Consider the following 21,064-nt stretch of genomic DNA (forward strand, 5'->3'; position numbering starts at 1 on the left):
CGGCGGGACCGCCCCCGGCCGCAGTGCCGGCCCGCCCCGCCCGTGCACGCCTTCCAGACGCCAGAGCCCGGTTGACACCGCGGCCCAGCCCCAGGAGAACCCTCATGAGGACGTCCCGCACCCTCGCCGTCGCGCTCTGTGCCGTCGCGCTCACCGCCACCGCCGCCTGCGGCAAGGACGGCACCCCCGGCGCCACCGCCGCGAGCAGCGGCGCCGGCGCCCCGAAGCTGCCGAGCTACACGGTCAAGACCGACGTCAAGGTGGACTCCGCGGTCCTCGCCGAGGCCAAGAAGCGCGGCCAGCTGATCATCGGCGCCAAGGCCGACCAGCCGAACCTCGGCTGGGAGGACGTCGCCAGCGGCGACCGCAGCGGCTTCGACATCGAGATCGCCAAGATGATCGCCGCCGACCTCGGCTTCACCCCGCAGCAGATCAAGTGGCAGACCCTGGTCTCCTCGCAGCGCGAGCCGGCCATCGCCAAGGGCCAGATCGACTTCTACGTCGGCACCTACAGCATCAACGACGAGCGCAAGAAGAGCGTCTCCTTCGCCGGCCCGTACTACATCGCCGGCCAGGACCTGCTGGTGAAGGCCGACAACACCACGATCACCGGCCCGGAGAGCACCGGCGGCAAGAACGTCTGCACCGCCACCGGCTCGACCTCGATCAAGAACATCCAGCAGTACAACCCGAAGGTCACCCAGTTCGACACCTACTCGGCCTGCGTCGAGAAGCTGCTGTCCGGCGAGGTCGACGCGGTCACCACCGACGACGCGATCCTCAAGGGCTACGCCTCCAAGTACAGCCCCAAGCTCAAGGTGGTCGGCAAGCCGTTCACCAAGGAGAACTACGGCGTCGGCCTCAACAAGGACGACAAGGCGCTGCGCGACGCGATCAGCGACGCCCTCAAGGCCCACGAGGACAACGGCGACTGGAAGAAGGCCTACGACGCGACCCTGGGCGCCTCCGGCTCCCCGGCGCCGGACGTCCCGGCCCTCGAGCGCTACTGATCCGCCCGCCGTACGTCGACTCCCGACCATGAACTGAGAGGAGGGCCGCCGGATGGGGTTCCTGTTCGAGGACGACAACTTCGCGTTGTTCCGCGACGGCTTCCTACAGACGATCGAGGTGAGCGCGCTCAGCGCTCTTCTCGCCCTGCTGCTGGGCACCCTGCTGGCGGCCTTCCGGGTCTCCCCGGTGCCGGTCCTGCGCGCCTTCGGCACCGCCTGGGTGACGCTCTTCCGCAACACCCCGCTGACGCTGCTGTTCTTCGCCGTCACCTTCGGCCTGCCGCCGCTGGGCGTGCACTTCAGCCACCTGGCGTTCGCGGTGCTGGCGCTCGGCGGGTACACCGCCTCGTTCGTCTGCGAGGTCATCCGCTCCGGCATCAACACCGTGCCGCTGGGCCAGGCGGAGGCCGCCCGCAGCCTGGGCATGACCTTCGGCCAGACCCTCACCCTGGTCGTCCTGCCGCAGGCCGCCCGGACCGTCCTGGGCCCGATGAGCAGCGTGTTCATCGCCCTGCCCAGGAACTCGGCGATCGCCGGCGCGTTCAGCGTCCCCGAGCTGTACAGCGCCCAGCAGACCTTCTCCGAGCGCGGCTACTCGATCTTCGCCATCTTCTTCTGGGTGGCCTGCGCCTACCTGCTGATCAGCGCCACGGTCGCCACGTTCTTCCGCTTCCTGGAATCCCGACTGGCGGTGGCCCGATGAGTGAGCGCAGCGAGCGAACGATCAAGTGGTGCGCGTGGGCGAAGGCCCCTGCCGAGCGCAGCGAGGTGGGCGCATGAGCGTTCTGAACCGTCAGGCGTCGGCGAGTGTCCTCTACGACACCCCCGGCCCGAAGGCCCGTACCCGGTACCGCGTGTTCGGCGTCCTCTCGGTGCTCGGCATCGCCGGTCTCCTCTGGTACGTCTTCAGCGCGCTGAACGACAACGGCCAGTTCGACGCCGGCCTCTGGGACGCCTTCCAGTACACCTTCGTCCAGCAGCAGATCGTGGACGGCCTGCTGTCCACCCTGGAGGCCTTCGGGCTCGCGGCAGCCTTCTCGCTCACTCTGGGCGCGCTGCTGGCGGCCGGTCAGCTCTCCGACCACCGGCCGGTCCGCTGGTTCTGCACGGCCTTCACCCAGTTCTTCCGGGCGATGCCGCTGCTGATCCTGATCGTCGGGCTCTACTACGCCTTCTTCGCCCAGCAGCCGATGTGGGCGCTGGTGCTCGGCCTCAGCCTCTACAACGGGGCGGTCCAGGCCGAGATCATCCGCAGCGGCGTCAACGCCGTCCCGCGCGGCCAGGGCGAGGCGGCGTACGGGCTCGGCATGCGCAAGACCCAGGTGATGATGTCGATCCTGGTGCCGCAGGCCGTCCGCTCGATGCTGCCCTCGATGATCGGCCAGCTGGTCGTCACCCTCAAGGACACCTCGCTCGGCTTCGTCATCACCTACAGCGAACTGTTGTTCATGGGCAAGAAGATCGCCAGCCAGCCGATCAACGCCGCGGGCTTCCCCTACATCCCCGTGGTGCTCGTGATCGGCCCGATCTACATCGTGATGTGCCTTCTGTTGACCGCGCTCGCACGCTGGATCGAAGCACGTGGCCGTCGCGGCGCGAACCGGCGCACTTCAGCTTCTGCTTGACGGACACGCAGGTGAACTGTTGCATTGCTCTTCGTGACACCTCCCGGGAGCATCCACGCGGCATATGCGGCAGCGGTAACTGACGCCGGCCGATCGGCCGGTTCGCGCCCGGAGGTTCCCTCATGGACCCGGTGATCGTGGTCGGGGCCGGACCGGTCGGTCTGGCCCTGGCCCTCGCCCTGGCCCGGCACGAGGTACCCACCGTCGTCCTGGACGAGGGCTCCGGGCTCTGTCCCGAGGGCCCGCGCAGCCTCGTGCTCGGCGCCGACACCGCCGCCTTCCTGACCCGGATCGGCTACCCGCGGGCCGCCTCGGACTCCGCGCTGTGGGACTCCTTCGCCGTCTGGCGCCGCCGCCAGGAGGTGCTGCGGATCGACCTCACCGATTCGCCCACCTACCACCTGCCCCAGCACCGCCTCCAACGCGGGCTGCGCGACGCCCTCACCGGCACCCCGCTGATCAAGTTGGTCCCGCTCAACCGGGTCGTCGAACTCGAACAGGACCGGGACGGCGTCAGCATCCGCACCACGGGCACCCAGGACGGCTCCACCACCTGGTGGCGCGGCAGCCACCTGGTCGGCTGCGACGGCGCCAGATCCACCGTCCGCAAGCTCCTGAAGATCCGTTTCCCCGGCCGCCCGGCGGTCGACCGCAACGCCATCGCCACCGTCCGGGTCGACCTGCCCTTCGACGGCGCCCGCCTGCACCGCGAGCCCCCGTGGCGGGGCGACCGCGAGGCCTCCGCCCGTCCGCTGCCGGACGGCGTCTGGCGGCTCGACTGGCGACTGCCCCCCGGCCGGCCCGCCGCCACCGAGACGGTCGACCCGCACGCCACCTGGCCCGGCATCGTCACCGGCGACACCCTGCTCACCCGGGTCACCTCCACCCTCACCGGCTGGTGCGGCGAGCTGCCCCGCTTCGAACTGCTGGCCGCCGCCGACCACACCGCCCAGCAGCGGCTCGCCGCCCGCTTCCGGATCGGCCGCTGCTTCCTGGCCGGCGACGCCGCCCACCTGCACGGCGCCCTCGGCATGCAGAACCTCCCGGACGGGCTGCGCGACGCCGACAACCTCGCCTGGCGGCTGGCCCTCGCCTGGCACCTCCACTCCGGCGGCCCGCAGCCCGGCGGATCGCTGCTGGACGGCTACGAGGCCGAGCGGCGCGGGGCGGTCGGCGCCCGGCTGCGCGCGGTCGACCAGTCCATGCCGCTGCTGCGCCCGCTGCGCGGCTGGCAGCAGACCCGGCGCTCGCTGCTGGTCGGCGGCTTCCGCAAGCACGCCCCGCTGCTCGCCGACGGCCAGCTCGGCACCGGCCGGTTCGGCGGCGCGCCCGCCTACCCGGCGGCGCCCTCCGGCGTCCCCGGCCGGGTCCCGGTGCAGCGCGGCGCGCGCGGCACCACCTCGCTCAGCGAGCTGCTGCCCGCCACCGCCCCCGGGGTGCTCGTCCCGGACCTGCCGGTGCTCGCCGACGACGGCACCCCCGACCACCTGCACGCCCGGCTCGGCACCACCTTCCTGCTGCTGCTGGTCGCCCCCGGCACCGCCGTCTGGTCCTCCGAGCACTGGCTCGGCGCCGGCCTGATGCCCCGCCTCGCCGAGGTCGCCGCCGCGCTGCCCGTCCCCGCCGAGGTGCTGGTCACCGAGGACTACCCGGGCGCCGGCCCGCACACCGTCCTGCTGATCCGCCCGGACGGCCACCTCGTCGGCGTCACCCAGGGCGCCGTCGCCGAGGACCTCCTCGCCCTCGCCGACCGCGCCCGCGGCGGCCCGGCCACGCTCACCCCGGCCCCCGACCCGGCCGAGCAGCCCGAGCCCCGCGAGGTGGACTCCCCGAGCCAGGGCGTGTCCTGACGGGTCCCGGCGGGACGGCCCAGGCAAGTCCCCTTGCAGGTCCTGGCAGGTCTGGCAGGTCTCCTGGCGGGCCCTCCTAGCCGGCCACCGCCGTGGCCCGGCTCTCGCGGACCACCGTCACCCGGATCCGGCCCGGGTAGGTCAGCTCGGTGGAGAACTGGCGGGCGACCTCACGGGCGATCAGCTCCGCACCCAGGTCGTCCACCGCGTCCGGGCGGACCATCACCCGGACCTCGCGGCCGGCCTGCATCGCGTACACCTCGGCCACGCCCTGGTGCGAGCGCGCGATCTCCTCCAGCCGCGCCAGCCGCCGTACGTACAGCTCCAGCGACTCCTTGCGGGCGCCCGGCCGACCGCCCGAGCAGCCGTCCGCGGCCTGGGTCAGCACGGCCGTCACCGTCCGGGGATCGACCTCGTTGTGGTGGGCGGCGATCGCGTGCACCACCTCGGGGGACTCGCCGTACCGCCGGGCGAGCTCCGCGCCCACCGCCGCGTGGCTGCCCTCCGACTCATGGGTGAGCGCCTTGCCGATGTCGTGCAGCAGCGCCGCGCGCCGCACCGGCTCCGGGTCCACCCCGAGCTCGGCGGCCATCATCCCGGCCAGGTGCGCGGACTCCAGCAGGTGCCCGAGCACGTTCTGCCCGTACGACGCCCGGTAGCGCAACGAGCCCAGGGTACGGACGAGTTCGGGGTGCATCGCGCCGACCCGGGCGTCCAGCAGGGCGTCCTCGCCGGCCCGGACGCAGCGCTGCCCGACCTCCTCCCGGCTGCGCTCGTGCAGGTGCTCGATCCGGGTCGGGTGGATCCGGCCGTCCTCGACCAGCTGCTCCAGGGTGAGCCGGGCGGTCTCCCGGCGGACCGGGTCGAAGCAGGACAGCTGCACCGACTCGGGGGTGTCGTCGACGATCAGGTTCACGCCGGTGACCGCCTCGAAGGCCCGGATGTTGCGGCCCTCCCGACCGATGATCCGGCCCTTGATGTCCTCGTTGGGCAGCGGCAGGACGGTGACGGCGCTCTCCATCGTCTGCTCCGTCGCCAGCCGCTGGATCGCCCCGGCGACGATGTCCCGGGCCCGGCGCTCGCCCTCCTCCTTGGCCTCGCGCTCGATCTCCCGGACGGTGACCGCGGCCTCCCGCCGGACCGACTCCTCGGCCTCCCGCAGGAGTTCGGCGCGGGCCTGCTCGGCGGAGAGCCCGGCGGCCCGCTCCAGCGCCGCCACCCGGCGGGCGACCAGCGCCTCGGACTCGCTCCGGGACCGCTCCAACTCGGTCGAGCGCTCCGCCAGTTCGTCCTCGCGGCGGCGCAGCCTGCGCAGTTCCTCGGCCATGTCCTGCTCGCGCCGGGCGAGTTCGGCCCGCTGCCCGGCGCTCTGCTCCTCGGCCCGCCGACGGGCCCGCTCGGCCTCGGCCAGCGCGCTGTGCCGGGCCGCCCGGAGCCGCCTGATCACCAGCCCGGCGGCCACCGCGAACACCAGCAGCAGGAACGCGGCCGATCCGGCGACCGCCACCAGCGAGCCGCCCGGGCCGGTGCCCGCCGAGATCCCCATGTGCCGCCCACTCCCCCGTCGCCGCGCGGGCCGCCGTACGGAGGCGCCCCGGGAACTGATGGCGAGGCTAGGTGGGGGTCATGAAAGGGTCAAGGGTTGACCTGGTTCACTCCAGGACGCCTACAGAACTGCCACTACTCCCGACCCGACAGTTCACTCCGCTCCTCCTCCAGCGCACTGCGCACCACCCGGAACGCCAGTCCCTCGGAGTAGCCGCGCCGGGCCAGCATCCCGACCAGCCGCCGGGTGCGCACCTGTGCGTCCAGCCCCCGGGTGGAGCGCAGCCTGCGCTCCACCAGCGCCCGGGCCGCGTCCGTCTCGTCGTCGTGGTCGACCTGGGCGACGGCCTGCTCGACCAGGTCGGCGGCGACGCCCTTGGTGCGCAGCTCCTGGGTCAGCGCCCGCCGGGACAGGCCCCGGACGGCGTGCCGGGACTCCACCCAGGCCGCGGCGAAGGCCGCGTCGTCGATCAGCCCGACCTCTTCGAGCCGGGTGAGCACCTCGTCGGCGACCTCGTCCGGGATCTCCCGCTTGCGCAGGGCGTCGGCGAGCTGCTTGCGGGTCTTGGCGGCGCCGGTCAGCAGCCGCAGGCAGATGTCCCGCGCGCGGGTCTCCGGATCGACCGACTCCTCGGCCTGCTTCCGGGAGGCACGGCCGGTGCCCTCCTCCCCGGACGGCCCGGCCGCGGAACGGCCCCGACGGGCGCCGCGACGGGAGGCCGAGGCGGCCGCACCCCCGTGACCGGCCGCCTCGCCTCCGCCCCGGCCGCTCTCCGCGGCCGCCGGTGCCGAAGCGGGCCCCGCCGCTTCGAGTTCCTCGGCCTCCAGGGCCGAGCGCCGTCGTCGACGGCCGGTGGGCAGCTCGGAGGCGGAGACCAGGCCGAGCGCCTCGACCGATGCTTCCGCCGGCTCCGGCCCGGGCGCCGCGCCGCGCACCGCCCGGTCCGGAGCCAGGTCGAACTCCGGCTCGGGGCCGGATGCCCACTGCGTGGTGGAGCGGCGGTCGCGCCGGGAGGACCGCCGTTCGGGCCTCTCGGCCGCCGGCTCCGGTTCCTCCGCGACTGCGGCGAACCAGTCCGGCGGGCCGTAGTCGTCGTCCTCCGGGCCCGCCGGGCCGCCGCCCACCGTGTCGTACTGCGTCAACGGATCAGGCCTTGGCCGCCGCCGTCTTCTTCGCCGCGGCCGTCTTGGTGGCGGTCGCGGTGATCGGCTTGGCGGCGCCGTCGGCGGCGGGAGCAGCAGCAGCGTCGGCCCCGCCCTCGGCCGGCTCCTCCACCTTCGGGCCGATGCCGAGCTTGCCCTTGATCTTCCGCTCGATCTCGTCGGCGAGCTGCGGGTTGTCCCGCAGGAAGTTGCGGGCGTTCTCCTTGCCCTGGCCGAGCTGGTCGCCCTCGTAGGTGTACCAGGCGCCCGACTTGCGGATGAAGCCGTGCTCCACGCCCATGTCGATCAGGCCGCCCTCGCGGCTGATGCCCACGCCGTAGAGGATGTCGAACTCGGCCTGCTTGAACGGCGCGGCGACCTTGTTCTTGACCACCTTGACGCGGGTGCGGTTGCCGACCGCCTCGGTGCCGTCCTTCAGGGTCTCGATCCGGCGGATGTCGAGGCGGACCGAGGCGTAGAACTTCAGCGCCCGGCCACCCGTCGTGGTCTCCGGCGAACCGAACATCACGCCGATCTTCTCGCGCAGCTGGTTGATGAAGATCGCGGTGGTGTTCGACTGGTTCAGCGCACCGGCGATCTTGCGCAGCGCCTGGCTCATCAGTCGGGCCTGCAGACCGACGTGCGAGTCGCCCATCTCGCCCTCGATCTCGGCGCGCGGCACGAGCGCCGCGACCGAGTCGATGATCACCAGGTCGATCGCGCCGGAGCGGATCAGCATGTCGGTGATCTCCAGCGCCTGCTCACCGGTGTCCGGCTGGCTGACCAGCAGGGCGTCGGTGTCCACGCCGAGCTTCTTGGCGTACTCCGGGTCGAGCGCGTGCTCCGCGTCGACGAACGCGACCGTGCCGCCGGCCTTCTGGGCGTTGGCGGCCAGGTGCAGGGTCAGGGTGGTCTTGCCGGAGGACTCGGGGCCGTAGATCTCGACCACCCGGCCGCGCGGGATGCCGCCGACCCCGAGGGCGACGTCCAGGGCGGTGGACCCGGTGGAGATCACCTCGACCGGCTCGTTGGCCTTCTCGCCGAGGCGCATCACCGAGCCCTTGCCGAACTGCCGCTCGATCTGGGCGAGAGCGGTCTCCAGGGCCTTCTCGCGGTCCGTACCTGCCATGGCTTTTTCCCTCGGGTTCTGTGCTGTGCGCTTCATCGTCCTCGACGCTAGCGCGTCCCACTGACAAACGGGCTCGATCGGGCTCGGCCTGTGGAAAACTCCTCGCCGGAGAGTACAAAGAACATCTGTTCGATTCAAGCGTCGCACGTCCGGGCCGTGCCGCCCCCGGGACACCCCCCGGGGGCGGCGCCCCGGGTCACTCCCCGCGCCTCGTCCCGTCCCCGCCGACCATCCGGCGCAGCCGCCGGGCCGCCTCCCGGCGCAGCTCCCGCCGCGCCCGCCGCTGCTCGCCCCGGTCGATCCGCGGATCGGTGGCCACCTCGTACCGCCGCACGTACGTCCCCACGAAGCCCTGGAGCGTGGCCGCCGCCGGGATCGCGATCACCGCGCCGACCGCGCCGAGCAGCGCCGCGCCCGCGATCACCGAGCCGAAGGCCACCGCCGGGTGCACGTCCACCGTCCGCGCGGTGATCCGCGGCTGCAGCAGGTAGTTCTCGACCTGCTGGTAGACCACCACGAAGACCAGCACCCAGAGCGCGTCCACCGGCTCCACCGTCAGCGCCACCAGCACCGGCAGCGTCCCGGCCAGGTACGTCCCGAGGGTCGGCACGAACTGCGACATGACGCCGACCCAGACCGCCAGCGCCGCCGCGTACGGCAGGTTCAGCAGTTCGAACATCACCCAGTGCCCGGCGGCCGACACCACCGCGAGCAGCGCCCGGGAGTACAGGTAGCCGCCGGTCTTGGCGAGCGCGATCTCCCAGGCCCGCAGCACCTCGCCCTGCTTGGCGGGCGGCAGCATCGAACAGACCGTCCGGCGCACCCGCGGGCCCTCGGCGGTGAAGTAGAAGGTGAACAGCCCGACCGTGAAGGCCTGGAAGAGCCCGCCGATCACGGTGGACGAGACGCCCCAGACGTTGTCGGCGGCCTGCTGGACGTAGTTCTCGATGGTGCCGGAGTCCTTGAGCAACCGATTCTGCAACTCGCCCAGCGAGAGGTCCTGGTGGAAGGTCCGGTTGATCCAGCCGATCAGATTGTCGACCAGGTGCGGAAGGTCCCCCGCGATCTTCGCCACCTGGTCGACCAGCAGCGTGCCGAGCGCGGCGAGGAAGCCCACCACCGCGGCCCCGACCGCCACGAACACCAGGAAGGTCCCCATCCCCCGGCGCACCCCCCGCGCCGCCATCCGGTCCACGGCCGGCTCCAGCGCCAGCGACAGGAAGAACGACACCAGCAGCATCACGAACAGGTCGATCAGCTGCCGGAACGCCCAGTCGGCGAGCTGGAACACCCCCACCAGCACCAGGAACAGCACCATCGCCCGCGGCAGCCAGCGCGGCATCCCGCCGCCCCAGAGCCCCCCGCCCACCGGAGCGCCCTCGGCGCTCCGGTCCGAATTCTTCTGCTCTGCGCTATTTGTCACCCGAACAGTCTGTCCCATGCCGCCCGGAGGCCGGCACTCAGCGCAGCACGCCGGAGACGCCCTGGGTGTCGCAGACCACGCGCCAGACGTCCTTGGCCTCCCAGCCCGACTCCAGCGCCTGGCGCACCGTCCGCCCGCCCAGCTCGCTCATCACGTGGTCGGTCGCGAACGACTCCGCGTACGACTCCCCGAAGTGCGCGTACATCCGTCGCCAGAAATCCGTCAGCCTCATGCCCCGATTATCCCGGACCGCGCCCGCCAGTCCCCGGCCGTCAGCGCGTACTCGACCTCACCGTGCTCACTGCCCGGGATCGTCTCCGGGTAGTCCTCGCGGAACGTACGGACGTACGACAGCCCGCTCTTCTCCATCACCCGCCGCGAGCCCGCGTTCACCGTCATGGTGTACGCCACCACCCGCTCCACCCCCAGCTCCATGAACCCGCGCCGGACCAGCGCCCGCGCTCCCTCCGTCGCGTACCCGCGCCCCCACGCGGCCCGCCGCAGGCGGTACCCGAGCTCGACCTCCCCGCGCTCCCCCTCCCGCGTCGGCCGGAACTCGAACCACCCCAGGAACGCCCCGCCCGCCCGCTCCTCGGCCGCCCACCAGCCGAGGTCGCCGTACCGCCGGTAGTGCTCCAGGTACTGCGGCAACAACTCCTCCTCGACCCACTCCCGCGGGCTCGGGCGCCCCCCGGTGAGGAAGCGCATCACCGCGGGGTCCCCGTCCAGCTCCACGAGCCGGTCCGCGTCCGCCGCCGTGAAGCGCCGCAGCACCAGCCGCTCGGTCGTCAGGAACACCGCCGCGTCCGATTCACCCATGCCCCGATCCTCACCCCCGTCCCGCCGCCCCGTCACCTGCTTTTCCCCGCCCCCACCACCCGACGGGCGCGCGGGGCGCGGCCCGCGCGCCCGCAACGGAATCCGCGCCCCCGTCACCGGGGCAGCGCCAGCAGCCCCGCACCGAAGTACTGCCGCTCCCCGCAGCCGAACACCCCCGCGGGACACCCCGGTGCCGCCGCCCCCGCCAGCACCCCCGCCAGCCCGTCCGCCCCCAGTTCCGGACGCAGGGCCGCCACCACCGCCACCGCCCCGGTCACGTGCGCGGCCGCCATCGAGGTCCCCGCCAGCGCGGCGTACCGCCCGTCCGGCCAGTCGGAGACGATCGCGCCCTGCGGCCCGCCGTCCGGGTCGCCCCCCGGCGCGGCCAGCGAGACCCGTCCGCGCCCGTAGTTGGAGTAGCCCGCCGGGTGCCCGTCCCGGTTGACCGCGGTGACGGTGACCACCCCGGGAAGCTCGCCGGGCAGCCGCACGCACTCGGTGCCCAGGTGGCGGACGGGCGCCGGCCCCGAGAGCCGGTCGTTGGGGCTCCGGTCGTCGGTCCGCCCGGCGCCGAGGTCCTGCCCGTCGTTGCCCGCCGAGGCGACCACCACCGCCCCCTTCCGCCGGGCGTACCCGACGGCCCGCCCGACGGCCGCGGTCAGTGCGGCCTGGTCCCGGTCCTCGGGGCAGTTGTACTTCCACGGGTCGGCGAAGTAGCTGTTGTTGATCGCCCTGGCCCCGTGGTCGGCGGCCCAGAGCATGCCGCAGACGACGTTCTCGGCGTAGTACTGCCCGAGCGGCCCGAGCAGCCGGACGGCGGCGATCCGTACGCCCGGCGCGACCCCGGTGACGCCGTGGCCGTCCCGGGTGGCGCCCACGATCCCGGCGACGTGCGTGCCGTGGCCGCTCTCGACCACCCCGGGGTCCGGCCGCCAGGCGCCGGTCCGGGCGTCGGGCCGGCCGTCCGCGCAGGAGGCGGAGGCCTTGGGGTCGACGGCGGCACGCAGGTCCGGGTGGGTGTCGTCGACGCCGGAGTCCAGCACGGCGACCAGCACCTTGTGCAGCACGTCGGCGCCCGGCACCGCAGCCCCGGCCGGCGCCGAACCCCCGCCCCGCACCGCGCCTGCGGCCGGCGGCGCGCCACCGGACACCGCCGAGGCATCGCCCGCCCGGACGCCGGCGCCCCCGACCATGGCGAGGTTCCAGGCGCCCGCCTCCCCCGGATCGGGCACCGTCACGGTCCCGGAGTCCGCCCGGTCACCACCGCGCGGAAGGACGTCCCCGCTCCGGCCCGTCCCGGCCGCCGGCCGCGCGCCGGTGCCCGCCGAGAAGTCGCCCGCCCCCGCCACCGCCCGCGGCGGCGCGACCACCGGCGCGGTCCTGGTCGCCCCGACGGCGGCGATCCCGGGCCGGGCCCGCACCCGGTCGGCGAACGGGCCGGTCGCGTACACCAGCGCGGCCCCGATCTGCGGGTACTCCTGGACCACCTGCCCGCCCACGGCCCGGCTCTCCGTTCCGGCCCGGGCCGCGCCGGCGGCGTCCTCGCCCTCGGCCAGCACCAGGTAGCTGAGGTACGCCCGCCCCGATCCGGACACGTACGGGACGGCGCCACCCACCACGAGCGCCGTGAGCAGCATCGCGAGCAGCGCCCGGGCGGGCCCGCCGGCCCGGCGGCGCCGGACGGTCCTGCCCGACGGGTGCACCTGCGCCATCGCACGGTCTCCGCTCGTCGGTCCGGTGGGTCACGACTGGATCAAGCATCCGATTCCTCACCATATGAGCGGATTGTTGTTTCTGCTCCCCGGCTTGCACCCCTCCCCGCACCCCTCCCCCGCACCTCCCGCCCGTCCCCTCCCGAACCGCCCTCCAGGTCCCCCGTCCCGGCCCACCTCCACTTGTCGGTCCCACCCGGCACCATGGGGGCATGGCGCCCCCGCACCCGACCCCGCCCGCCGACGACCCCCTGGCCGGTTTCGCCCCGGCCACCCGGGCCTGGTTCACCGGCGCCTTCTCCGCCCCCACCGCCGCCCAGTCCGAGGCCTGGCGGGCCATCCGGCGGGAGACGGACGTCCTGGTGGTCGCCCCCACCGGCTCCGGCAAGACGCTGGCCGCCTTCCTCTCCGCCCTCGACCGCCTCAGCACCACCCCGCCCCCCGCCGAGCCCAGGCGCCGCTGCCGGGTCCTCTACGTCTCGCCGCTCAAGGCGCTCGCGGTGGACGTCGAACGGAACCTGCGCGCCCCGCTGGCCGGCCTGCGCCAGGCCGCCGTCCGGCTCGGCCTGCCCGAACCGGAGGTCCAGGTCGCCATCCGCTCCGGCGACACCCCGGCCGCCGACCGCCGCCGCTTCGCGACCCACCCGCCGGACATCCTGATCACCACCCCCGAGTCGCTGTTCCTGCTGCTCACCTCCGCCTCCCGGGAGGCCCTGCGCGGCGTGGACACGGTGATCCTGGACGAGGTGCACGCGGTCGCCGGCACCAAGCGCGGCGCGCACCTCGCGCTCAGCCTGGAGCGGCTGGACGAGCTGCTGGACCGCCCGGCCCGCCGGATCGGCCTGTCCGCGACGGTCCGCCCGGTCGAGGAGGTGGCCCGCTTCCTGAGCCCCCGGCGCGGCGCCGCCGTGGTCCAGCCCGCCTCCGAGAAGGAGTTCGACCTCTCGGTGGTCGTCCCCGTCCCCGACCTGGACGACCTGCCCGCCGCCCCGGCCACCGGCGGCTCCGCCGGCACCGACCCGCAGCGGCAGGCGTCGATCTGGCCGCACGTCGAGGAGCGGATCGTCGACCTGGTCGAGGCGCACCGCTCGACCATCGTCTTCGCCAACTCCCGCCGGCTGGCCGAGCGGCTGTGCAACCGGCTGAACGAGATCGCCTACGAGCGCGCCACCGGCACCGCCGTCCCCGGGGCGCACGCCCCGGCCGAGCTGATGGGCGGCTCGGGCGCGGCCAAGGGCGCGCCCCCGGTGATCGCCCGGGCCCACCACGGCTCCGTCTCCAAGGAGCAGCGGTCGCTCGTCGAGGAGGAGTTGAAGGCCGGCCGGCTGCCCGCCGTGGTCGCCACCTCCAGCCTGGAGCTGGGCATCGACATGGGCGCCGTCGAGCTGGTCGTCCAGGTCGAGTCCCCGCCCTCGGTCGCCTCCGGCCTGCAGCGGGTCGGCCGGGCCGGCCACCAGGTCGGCGCCGTCTCCACCGGTGTCTTCTTCCCCAAGTACCGGGGGGACCTCGTGCAGTCCGCCGTGGTCACCGAGCGGATGCGGGCCGGCCGGATCGAGTCGCTGCGCATCCCGCGCAACCCGCTGGACGTGCTCGCCCAGCAGCTGGTCGCGATGACGGCCCTGGACGCCTGGCCGGTGGACGAGCTGCTCGCCGTGGTCCGCCGCGCCGCCCCCTTCGCCACCCTCCCGCAGTCCGCGTTCGACGCCGTGCTCGACATGCTGGCCGGCCGCTACCCCTCGGACGCCTTCGCCGAGCTGCGCCCCCGCCTGGTGTGGGACCGGGTGGCCGGCACGGTGACCGGCCGCCCCGGCGCCCAGCGGCTGGCCGTCACCTCCGGCGGCACCATCCCCGACCGCGGCCTGTTCGGCGTCTTCATCGCCGGCACCACCGCGTCCGATTCGAAGGCGGGGAAGAAGGGCGGTGGCGGGCGACGGGTGGGCGAGCTCGACGAGGAGATGGTCTACGAGTCCCGCGTCGGCGACGTGTTCACCCTCGGCACCACCTCCTGGCGGATCGAGGAGATCACCCACGACAAGGTGCTGGTCACCCCGGCTCCCGGCGTCCCCGGCCGGCTCCCGTTCTGGAAGGGCGACACCCTCGGCCGTCCGCTCGAACTCGGCCGCGCCCTCGGCGCCTTCACCCGCGAACTGGGCGCCCTCCGGCCCGAGGCCGCCACCGCGCGCCTCCAGCAGGCCGGCCTGGACGACTGGGCGGCCGCCAACCTGCTGGACTACCTGGCCGAGCAGCGCGCCGCCTGCGGCCACCTCCCGGACGACCGCACCATCGTGGTCGAGCGCTTCCGGGACGAGCTCGGCGACTGGCGGATCGTCATCCACTCCCCCTTCGGCGCCCAGGTGCACGCCCCCTGGGCGCTCGCCCTCGGCGCCCGGCTGCGCGAGAAGCACGGCCTGGACCCGCAGGTCATGCACGCCGACGACGGCATCGTGCTGCGCCTGCCCGACGCCGACCTGCTGGCCGCCGACTTCGACTTCGGCGGCCCCCCGGAGCAGACGGTCCCGGACGAGGCGCCGGTCGGCGCCGACGCCGCCCTGTTCGACCCCGGCGAGATCGAGCAGCTGGTCACCGACCAGGTCGGCGGCTCCGCCCTGTTCGCCTCCCGCTTCCGGGAGTGCGCCGGCCGCGCCCTGCTGCTCCCCCGCCGCAGCCCCGGCCGCCGCACCCCGCTCTGGCAGCAGCGCCAGCGCGCCGCCCAGTTGCTCGAAGTCGCCTCCGAGTACGGCTCGTTCCCGATCGTCCTGGAGGCCGTCCGGGAGTGCCTGCAGGACGTGTTCGACGTCCCCGGCCTGGTCGAGCTGATGGGCGATCTGGAGTCCCGCGCCGTCCGCCTGGTCGAGGTCACCACCCCGGAACCCTCGCCCTTCGCCCGCTCGCTGCTGTTCGGCTACGTCGCCCAGTTCCTCTACGAGGGCGACACCCCGCTCGCCGAGCGCCGTGCCGCCGCCCTCTCGCTCGACTCCCGGCTGCTGTCCGAACTCCTCGGCCAGGCCGAACTGAGCGAACTGCTCGACCCGCAGGTGCTCACCGAGCTGGAGGCCGAGCTCCAGCGCCTCACCCCCGAGCGCCGGATCAAGGACGCCGAGGGTGTCGCCGACGCCCTGCGCCTGCTCGGCCCGCTCACCGAGGCCGAGTTGACGCTCCGCGGCGCCGATCCGCTCTGGGCCCTGGAGCTGGAGGCGGCCCGCCGGGTGATCCAGGTCCGGATCGCCGGCGAGCAGCGCTGGACGGCGATCGAGGACGCCGGACGGCTGCGCGACGCGCTGGGCACGCCGCTGCCGGTGGGTGTCCCGGAGGCCTTCACCGAACCGGTCAAGGATCCGCTGGGCGATCTGATCGCCCGCCACGCCCGCACCCACGGCCCGTTCACCGCCGCGGAGGCCGCCGCCCGCTACGGCCTGGGCGGCGCCGTGGTCGCCGGCACCCTGCACCGCCTGACCGCCGCCGGCCGGCTGGTCCAGGGCCGCTTCAGGCCCTCCGAGAGCCACACCGCCCCCGAGTGGTGCGACGCCGAGGTGCTGCGCCGGTTGCGCCGCCGCTCGCTGGCGGCCCTGCGCCAGGAGGTCGAGCCGGTCCCGCCGCGCGCCCTGGCCGCCTTCCTGCCGCAGTGGCAGCACCTGTCCGGCCACCGGCTGCGCGGCCCGGACGGCCTGCTGCGGGTGGTCGAGCAGCTCCAGGGCACCGCCCTGCCCGCCTCCGCGCTGGAGAAGCTGATCCTCCCGGCCCGGCTCACCGACTACTCCCCCGGTCTGCTGGACGAGCTGATGGCGGCCGGCGAGGTCGGCTGGTGCGGGGCCGGCGCGCTGCCCGGCAAGGACGGCTGGCTCAGCCTGCACCTCGCCGAGAACGCCCACCTGCTGCGCCCCGAGCCCGTTCCGCCCGCGCTCACCCCGGTGCACAGCGCCCTGATGTCCGCGCTGGCCGGCGGCTACGGCCTGTTCTTCCGCCAGCTCGTCCAGCAGCTGCCGGAGGAGACCGCCGAGGCGGAGATCGTCGAGGCGCTCTGGGACCTGGTCTGGGCCGGTCACGTCACCAACGACACCCTCGCCCCGCTGCGCGCCCTGCTCGGCTCCGGCCGGACGGCGGGCGCCACCGCCCACCGCGCGCCGAGGTCCACCCCGCGCGGCCGCTACGGCGGCGCCGGCCGCGCCTTCGGCCGGGTCGGCGGCGCCCTGCGCAGCGGCCCGCCGACGGTGGCCGGCCGGTGGTCGCTGCTGCCCGCCTTCGCCGCCGACCCGACGGTCCGGGCCACCGCCCGGGCGCAGAGCCTGCTGGACCGGCACGGCCTGCTCACCCGGGGCACGGTGGCGGCCGAACGGGTGCCCGGCGGCTTCGCCGGCGTCTACCGGGTGCTCGCCGCGATGGAGGAGCGCGGCCGGGCCCGCCGGGGCTACTTCGTCGAGGGCCTGGGCGGCGCCCAGTTCGCCATGGAGGGCGCGGCGGACCGGCTGCGCTCGGTGAACGGCCGGCTGGAGCGGGCCCGGGCCGCCGAGTGGCCGGCCGCCCCGCTGGGCGAGCCGCCGCAGACGCTGGTGCTGGCGGCAGCGGACCCGGCCAACGCGTACGGCGCCGCCCTGCCCTGGCCCGAGCCGCCCACCGCCCCCGGCGGCAAGGAGTCCACCGCCCACCGCCCGGGGCGCAAGGCGGGCGCCCTGGTGGTCCTGGTGGACGGCGAGCCGGCGCTGTACGTCGAGCGCGGCGGCAAGTCCCTGCTGGCCTGGCCGCAGGACGGAGCCACCCTGGCGCTGGCGGCCGGGGCGCTCGCGGCCGCCGTCCGGGAGGGCGCGCTCGGCAGCGTGACGGTCGAGCGGGCCAACGGCGAGCCCGCCCTCGGCTCGGATCTCGGCCGCGCCCTGGAGGAGGCCGGCTTCCACGCCACCCCGCGCGGCCTGCGCCTGCGCCCCTGACCGCGCGGTTCCGGCCCCGCCGCGGGGACCGTGGGGGAACGCCGAAAGGCCGGAGGCCGCGGGGTCGGACCCCGCGGCCTCCGGCCCCGTCGAATCACCCGGTCGGCGGCAGCTGTACCTCCACCGGCTCCACCGGTGCCACCGGCTCCGCCCGCGGACGCCGGGCCGGTCCGGTCGCGTTCCAGTCGGCGTGGACCGGGATGAGACCGAGTCCCCAGCCGCCGGCCGCGAGCAGCCCCAGCACCGCACCGTCGGTCAGCTGCCCCCGGACCACCAGGAGCCACCAGGCGAGCCCGGCCGCCGAGAGCGCCAGCAGCCGGCGCACCGGACGCCGTACCCGGGTGGACAGCCGCGCCCGGGCCCGTATTCGGGCCATCGGGCGCGTCTGCGCGTCTGTTCGCACGACCGCCCTCCCTTCGCTCGCCCCGGGCAGGGGCGCCCGGGAGTCGAGGCCGGGATCAGGCGGCGACCACGTCCATCGCGGCGGCCTTGGGCGACAGGGTCGCCCGGTCGGCGCCGGGGGCGGGCAGCGGAACCGGTTCGAGTACCGGCCTCAGCAGATCACCTTCGGAGAGGGTGGCCATCGCCGCAAGTTCGGCGAGCGACAGTTCGTCGCTGACCTCGCGCATGACCTCGGACATCCGGACATCGAGCGCGTCGCAGATGGCGGAGAGCAGCTCCGAGGACGCCTCCTTCTGTCCCCGCTCGACCTCGGAGAGGTATCCGAGCGAAACCCTGGCGGCCGCCGACACCTCGCGGAGTGTGCGGCCCTGGCGCTGGCGCTGCCGACGCAGTACATCGCCCAGTAGGCGACGAAGCAGGATCATCGGTGCCTCCCTCCTCGGACTGCGGATCGAGATGTCACGACCCCACCGTACCGCCTTGCCCGCTTCGCGTGCGGGGACCCTGGTCGTGTTCACTCTGGGCTGCAAGGCCGTCCCCCTCCTCGTTCCGGTGTCGTACCGGGGTTCGCGGGCCCCTCGTGGTACCCGTCGCGACCCGCCCCGCCACCGTCACGCAACTCGTTCGCCACCTGGTTTCTGCCCAACCAGGGTGTTGGATGTAACACGATCCTCCAGCTGTCCCATACCCGCGCACCGGATCGCCGGATCCCGGTTCGGTGGAGATCCCCGCCCGGCGGGGCTCCTACCGTGCGAACCGACCGACCAGCAGCTCCAGCGCCGCGGTCACCGCCCCGTGACGGATTGTGGCACGACCCCCCGACAGCAGGGGAGAACTGACCAGAGTTCCCCCCGGGCCGGCGACCGCCAGGTGCACCGTGCCCACCGGCCGCCCGTCCTGCGGGTCGGGCCCGGCCACCCCGGTCGTCGCGAGCCCGTACGTGGCCCCCAGCAATCCGCGCACGCCCTCGGCCATCTGCCGGGCCACCACCGGATGGACCGGCCCGTACACGTCCAGCAGGCCCTCGTCGACCCCGAGCACCGAGGCCTTCAGTTCGGTCGCGTACGCGGTGACCGAGCCCCGGAAGGTCGCGGACGCCCCGGGGACGTCCACCAGCGCGGCGGCCAGCAGACCCCCGGTCAGCGATTCGGCGACCGCGAGCGTGCCGCCCTCGGCCCGCAGCGCGGCGTGCGCCCGCTCCGCCAGCTCGTAGTCCCGCTCCGCCGCGTCCCGCTGCGCCACGTCCCGCTCCGCCACCCGGTCTCCCCCGTCGCTCAGCGGCCGGCCCGGGCCGCGGCCTGTCCCTCGCGGCGCAGTCGCACCGCCTGTCCGATGTAGTCCAGCGCGGTGCCGACGGTCAGCACTACCGCCAGGCCCATCAGCACGGCCCGCCCGGTGGCCAGCCAGCCGGTCAGCGGCAGCACGTACATGCCGACCGCGGTGCCCTGGGTGAGCGTCTTGAGCTTGCCGCCGCGGCTGGCCGGGATGACGCCGTAGCGGATCACCCAGAAGCGCATCAGCGTGATGCCGAGCTCGCGGGCCAGGATCACCACGGTGACCCACCAGGGCAGGTCGCCGAGCACCGAGAGGCCGATCAGCGCCGAGCCCATGATCGCCTTGTCGGCGATCGGGTCGGCGATCTTGCCGAAGTCGGTGACCAGGCCCTTGCGCCGGGCGAGCTCGCCGTCGAACAGGTCGGTGATCATCGCGATCGCGAACGCCGCCCAGGCGACCGCGCGCCACTTGGGGTTGTGCCCGTCGTCGGCGAACAGCAGGGCCACGAAGACCGGCACCAGCAGCACCCGGACCATCGTGAGCACGTTGGCGATGTTCCAGACCCCCGGGGCGGACGCCGCCGCGGCCACCGGTCTGCCCGGGTGGGCCGCGGCCGGGGCGACGGGCCCCTTGGTCATTCCCCGACTCCCGAGACCGTGGCCCCCGTGACCTCGGCGCCCGGGGTCCTGGGCGGTCGCACCTGCTCCAGCGCCTCGGCGATCAGGTCGACGCCCTCGCTGGCGACCACCTTGGCCCGCCAGAACTGGCCGATCCCGGGCGCCTCGACGCCGGTGAGGGTGGTCAGGCCGTCGGTCTCCGGGGCCTGGTGGGCGGAGCGGCCCTCGACCACGCCGTCCTCGATCGACTCGATCAGCACCTCGACCTCGGTGCCGATCCGCTGCTCGGCCCGCTGGGCGGTCATCTCCTCGGCCAGCCGGCTCAGCCGGTCCAGGCGGTCGGCGATCACGTCCTCGGCGAGCTTGCCGTCGTAGGTCGCGGCCTCGGTGCCGTCCTCGTCCGAGTAGCCGAAGACGCCGATCGCGTCCAGCCCGGCGTGGGTGACGAAGCGCTCCAGCTCGGCGAAGTCCTCCTCGGTCTCACCGGGGAAGCCGACGATGAAGTTGGACCGGGCGCCGGCCTGCGGGGCCTTGCCGCGGATGGTCCCCAGCAGTTCCAGGAACTGGTCGGTGGAGCCGAAGCGGCGCATCCGGCGCAGCACGGCGGGTGCCGAGTGCTGGAAGGACAGGTCGAAGTAGGGCACCACGTCGGCGGTCCCGGTCATCGAGTCGATCAGGCCCGGGCGCATCTCGGCCGGCTGGAGGTAGGAGACCCGGACCCGCTCGACGCCCTCGATCGCGGCGATCTCGCCGAGCAGCGTCTCCAGCAGCCGGATGTCGCCGAGGTCCTTGCCGTACGAGGTGTTGTTCTCGCTCACCAGGACGATCTCCCGCACGCCCTGCCCGGCCAGCCACTGGGCCTCGTTCAGCACGTCGGAGGGGCGCCGGGAGATGAAGGAGCCGCGGAAGGCCGGGATGGCGCAGAAGGAGCAGCGGCGGTCGCAGCCGGAGGCGAGCTTGACCGAGGCCACCGGGTTGTCGTCCAGCCGCTTGCGCAGGGTGCGCGGGCCGGAGGCGGGGGCGACGCCGTCCGGCAGGTCGGTGATCGGCTCGGCGGGGGCCTCGGCGCCGTGGCCGGGCAGCGCGACGGCCTCGGCGGCGGACTGCCGCTCGGCCGGGCTGATCGGCAGCAGCTTGCGGCGGTCGCGGGGCAGGTGCGGGGCGTGGTGGCCGCCGGAGAGGATCGTCTGCAGGCGGTCGGAGATGTTGGTGTAGTCGTCGAAGCCGAGCACGCCGTCGGCCTCGGGCAGCGCGTCGGCGAGCTCCTTGCCGTACCGCTCGGCCATGCAACCGACCGCGACGACGGCCTGGGTGCGGCCGTGCCCCTTGAGGTCGTTGGCCTCCAGCAGGGCGTCCACGGAGTCCTTCTTGGCGGCCTCGACGAAGCCGCAGGTGTTGACCACGGCGACGTCCGCTTCGGCGGCGTCGTCGACGAGCAACCAGCCGTCGGCTTCCAGTCGCCCGGCGAGTTCCTCGGAGTCCACCTCGTTGCGGGCGCATCCGAGCGTGACAAGGGCGACAGTACGGCGTTCAGGCATAGGCCCAAGATTAACGCGCGGGCTCCGGTGCCGTTGGCCCCGGAGTCCGCGCGC

The 21,064-nt window shown here is 74.3% G+C and carries 17 protein-coding genes; 5 read left to right on the forward strand and 12 right to left on the reverse strand.

Annotated features, from left to right (window positions below):
* Window positions 1–104: 104 nt before the first annotated feature.
* The 4 genes from ACGFSC_RS39090 to ACGFSC_RS39105 all read left to right on the forward strand — a co-directional run bounded on the left by ACGFSC_RS39090 (window position 105) and on the right by ACGFSC_RS39105 (window position 4,485).
* Window positions 105–1,010 (forward strand): glutamate ABC transporter substrate-binding protein, encoded by a 906-nt coding sequence (locus ACGFSC_RS39090; protein ID WP_359907103.1) that lies wholly within the window; start codon window positions 105–107, stop codon window positions 1,008–1,010.
* Between the two features lie 52 nt (window positions 1,011–1,062).
* Window positions 1,063–1,713: an amino acid ABC transporter permease gene (locus ACGFSC_RS39095; RefSeq protein ID WP_359907105.1), complete on the forward strand. Its 651-nt coding sequence runs from the start codon at window positions 1,063–1,065 to the stop codon at window positions 1,711–1,713.
* 73 nt (window positions 1,714–1,786) lie between these two features.
* Entirely contained in the window at window positions 1,787–2,635 is an 849-nt protein-coding gene (locus ACGFSC_RS39100) for an amino acid ABC transporter permease (RefSeq protein WP_359907108.1), read from the forward strand.
* Window positions 2,636–2,757: 122 nt separating this feature from the next.
* On the forward strand, window positions 2,758–4,485 hold the full coding sequence (locus ACGFSC_RS39105) for an FAD-dependent monooxygenase (RefSeq protein WP_359907111.1): 1,728 nt from the start codon (window positions 2,758–2,760) through the stop codon (window positions 4,483–4,485).
* 76 nt (window positions 4,486–4,561) lie between these two features.
* Here ACGFSC_RS39105 and rny read toward each other — a convergent pair whose 3' ends face one another.
* The 7 genes from rny to ACGFSC_RS39140 all read right to left on the reverse strand — a co-directional run bounded on the left by rny (window position 4,562) and on the right by ACGFSC_RS39140 (window position 12,256).
* The gene (rny, locus tag ACGFSC_RS39110; protein WP_359907114.1) at window positions 4,562–6,031 is read right to left on the reverse strand and encodes a ribonuclease Y; all 1,470 of its coding nucleotides are present in this window, start codon (window positions 6,029–6,031) and stop codon (window positions 4,562–4,564) included.
* Between the two features lie 134 nt (window positions 6,032–6,165).
* Complete coding sequence (recX, locus tag ACGFSC_RS39115) at window positions 6,166–7,173, reverse strand: recombination regulator RecX (protein WP_359907117.1); 1,008 nt, start codon at window positions 7,171–7,173, stop codon at window positions 6,166–6,168.
* Window positions 7,174–7,177: 4 nt separating this feature from the next.
* Entirely contained in the window at window positions 7,178–8,302 is a 1,125-nt protein-coding gene (gene recA / locus ACGFSC_RS39120) for a recombinase RecA (protein ID WP_359907120.1), read from the reverse strand.
* A 196-nt stretch (window positions 8,303–8,498) separates the two neighbouring features.
* Complete coding sequence (locus tag ACGFSC_RS39125; protein ID WP_392864961.1) at window positions 8,499–9,725, reverse strand: AI-2E family transporter; 1,227 nt, start codon at window positions 9,723–9,725, stop codon at window positions 8,499–8,501.
* A 37-nt stretch (window positions 9,726–9,762) separates the two neighbouring features.
* Window positions 9,763–9,957 (reverse strand): DUF3046 domain-containing protein, encoded by a 195-nt coding sequence (locus ACGFSC_RS39130; protein ID WP_359907122.1) that lies wholly within the window; start codon window positions 9,955–9,957, stop codon window positions 9,763–9,765.
* The gene (locus ACGFSC_RS39135) at window positions 9,954–10,544 is read right to left on the reverse strand and encodes a GNAT family N-acetyltransferase (RefSeq protein ID WP_359907125.1); all 591 of its coding nucleotides are present in this window, start codon (window positions 10,542–10,544) and stop codon (window positions 9,954–9,956) included. The genes ACGFSC_RS39130 and ACGFSC_RS39135 overlap by 4 nt, the downstream gene beginning before the upstream one ends.
* A gap of 113 nt (window positions 10,545–10,657) precedes the next feature.
* Window positions 10,658–12,256, reverse strand: a complete 1,599-nt coding sequence (locus ACGFSC_RS39140; protein ID WP_359907127.1) for a S8 family serine peptidase — start codon at window positions 12,254–12,256, stop codon at window positions 10,658–10,660.
* A gap of 212 nt (window positions 12,257–12,468) precedes the next feature.
* On the opposite strand from ACGFSC_RS39140, the gene ACGFSC_RS39145 reads away from it, so the two are divergent.
* Window positions 12,469–17,178, forward strand: coding sequence for an ATP-dependent helicase (locus ACGFSC_RS39145; protein WP_380352589.1), 4,710 nt, complete (start codon window positions 12,469–12,471; stop codon window positions 17,176–17,178).
* 94 nt (window positions 17,179–17,272) lie between these two features.
* Here the strand turns inward: ACGFSC_RS39145 and ACGFSC_RS39150 are convergent, their stop codons facing one another.
* The 5 genes from ACGFSC_RS39150 to rimO all read right to left on the reverse strand — a co-directional run bounded on the left by ACGFSC_RS39150 (window position 17,273) and on the right by rimO (window position 21,010).
* A complete protein-coding gene (locus ACGFSC_RS39150; protein WP_359913887.1) occupies window positions 17,273–17,581 on the reverse strand; it encodes a hypothetical protein in 309 nt (102 codons plus the stop codon).
* A gap of 55 nt (window positions 17,582–17,636) precedes the next feature.
* Entirely contained in the window at window positions 17,637–18,005 is a 369-nt protein-coding gene (locus ACGFSC_RS39155; RefSeq protein ID WP_359913890.1) for a helix-turn-helix transcriptional regulator, read from the reverse strand.
* A 319-nt stretch (window positions 18,006–18,324) separates the two neighbouring features.
* Complete coding sequence (locus ACGFSC_RS39160) at window positions 18,325–18,837, reverse strand: CinA family protein (protein ID WP_380352587.1); 513 nt, start codon at window positions 18,835–18,837, stop codon at window positions 18,325–18,327.
* Between the two features lie 17 nt (window positions 18,838–18,854).
* The gene (gene pgsA, locus ACGFSC_RS39165; RefSeq protein ID WP_359913893.1) at window positions 18,855–19,493 is read right to left on the reverse strand and encodes a CDP-diacylglycerol--glycerol-3-phosphate 3-phosphatidyltransferase; all 639 of its coding nucleotides are present in this window, start codon (window positions 19,491–19,493) and stop codon (window positions 18,855–18,857) included.
* Window positions 19,490–21,010, reverse strand: a complete 1,521-nt coding sequence (gene rimO, locus ACGFSC_RS39170) for a 30S ribosomal protein S12 methylthiotransferase RimO (RefSeq protein WP_359913896.1) — start codon at window positions 21,008–21,010, stop codon at window positions 19,490–19,492. Before rimO ends, pgsA begins: the two co-directional genes overlap by 4 nt.
* Between the last annotated feature and the right edge of the window lie 54 nt (window positions 21,011–21,064).

It is taken from the genome of Kitasatospora sp. NPDC048715 (assembly GCF_043198905.1).
Classification (GTDB): domain Bacteria; phylum Actinomycetota; class Actinomycetes; order Streptomycetales; family Streptomycetaceae; genus Kitasatospora; species Kitasatospora lactacystinica.

Bases quoted from the DNA above. Each gene is read 5' to 3' on its own strand.
- ACGFSC_RS39090 (WP_359907103.1), top strand. From the start codon at position 105: ATGAGGACGTCCCGCACCCTCGCCGTCGCGCTCTGTGCCGTCGCGCTC.
- ACGFSC_RS39095 (WP_359907105.1), top strand. From the start codon at position 1,063: ATGGGGTTCCTGTTCGAGGACGACAACTTCGCGTTGTTCCGCGACGGC.
- ACGFSC_RS39100 (WP_359907108.1), top strand. From the start codon at position 1,787: ATGAGCGTTCTGAACCGTCAGGCGTCGGCGAGTGTCCTCTACGACACC.
- ACGFSC_RS39105 (WP_359907111.1), top strand. From the start codon at position 2,758: ATGGACCCGGTGATCGTGGTCGGGGCCGGACCGGTCGGTCTGGCCCTG.
- rny (WP_359907114.1), bottom strand. From the start codon at position 6,031: ATGGGGATCTCGGCGGGCACCGGCCCGGGCGGCTCGCTGGTGGCGGTC.
- recA (WP_359907120.1), bottom strand. From the start codon at position 8,302: ATGGCAGGTACGGACCGCGAGAAGGCCCTGGAGACCGCTCTCGCCCAG.
- ACGFSC_RS39130 (WP_359907122.1), bottom strand. From the start codon at position 9,957: ATGAGGCTGACGGATTTCTGGCGACGGATGTACGCGCACTTCGGGGAG.
- ACGFSC_RS39135 (WP_359907125.1), bottom strand. From the start codon at position 10,544: ATGGGTGAATCGGACGCGGCGGTGTTCCTGACGACCGAGCGGCTGGTG.
- ACGFSC_RS39140 (WP_359907127.1), bottom strand. From the start codon at position 12,256: ATGGCGCAGGTGCACCCGTCGGGCAGGACCGTCCGGCGCCGCCGGGCC.
- ACGFSC_RS39145 (WP_380352589.1), top strand. From the start codon at position 12,469: ATGGCGCCCCCGCACCCGACCCCGCCCGCCGACGACCCCCTGGCCGGT.
- ACGFSC_RS39155 (WP_359913890.1), bottom strand. From the start codon at position 18,005: ATGATCCTGCTTCGTCGCCTACTGGGCGATGTACTGCGTCGGCAGCGC.
- pgsA (WP_359913893.1), bottom strand. From the start codon at position 19,493: ATGACCAAGGGGCCCGTCGCCCCGGCCGCGGCCCACCCGGGCAGACCG.
- rimO (WP_359913896.1), bottom strand. From the start codon at position 21,010: ATGCCTGAACGCCGTACTGTCGCCCTTGTCACGCTCGGATGCGCCCGC.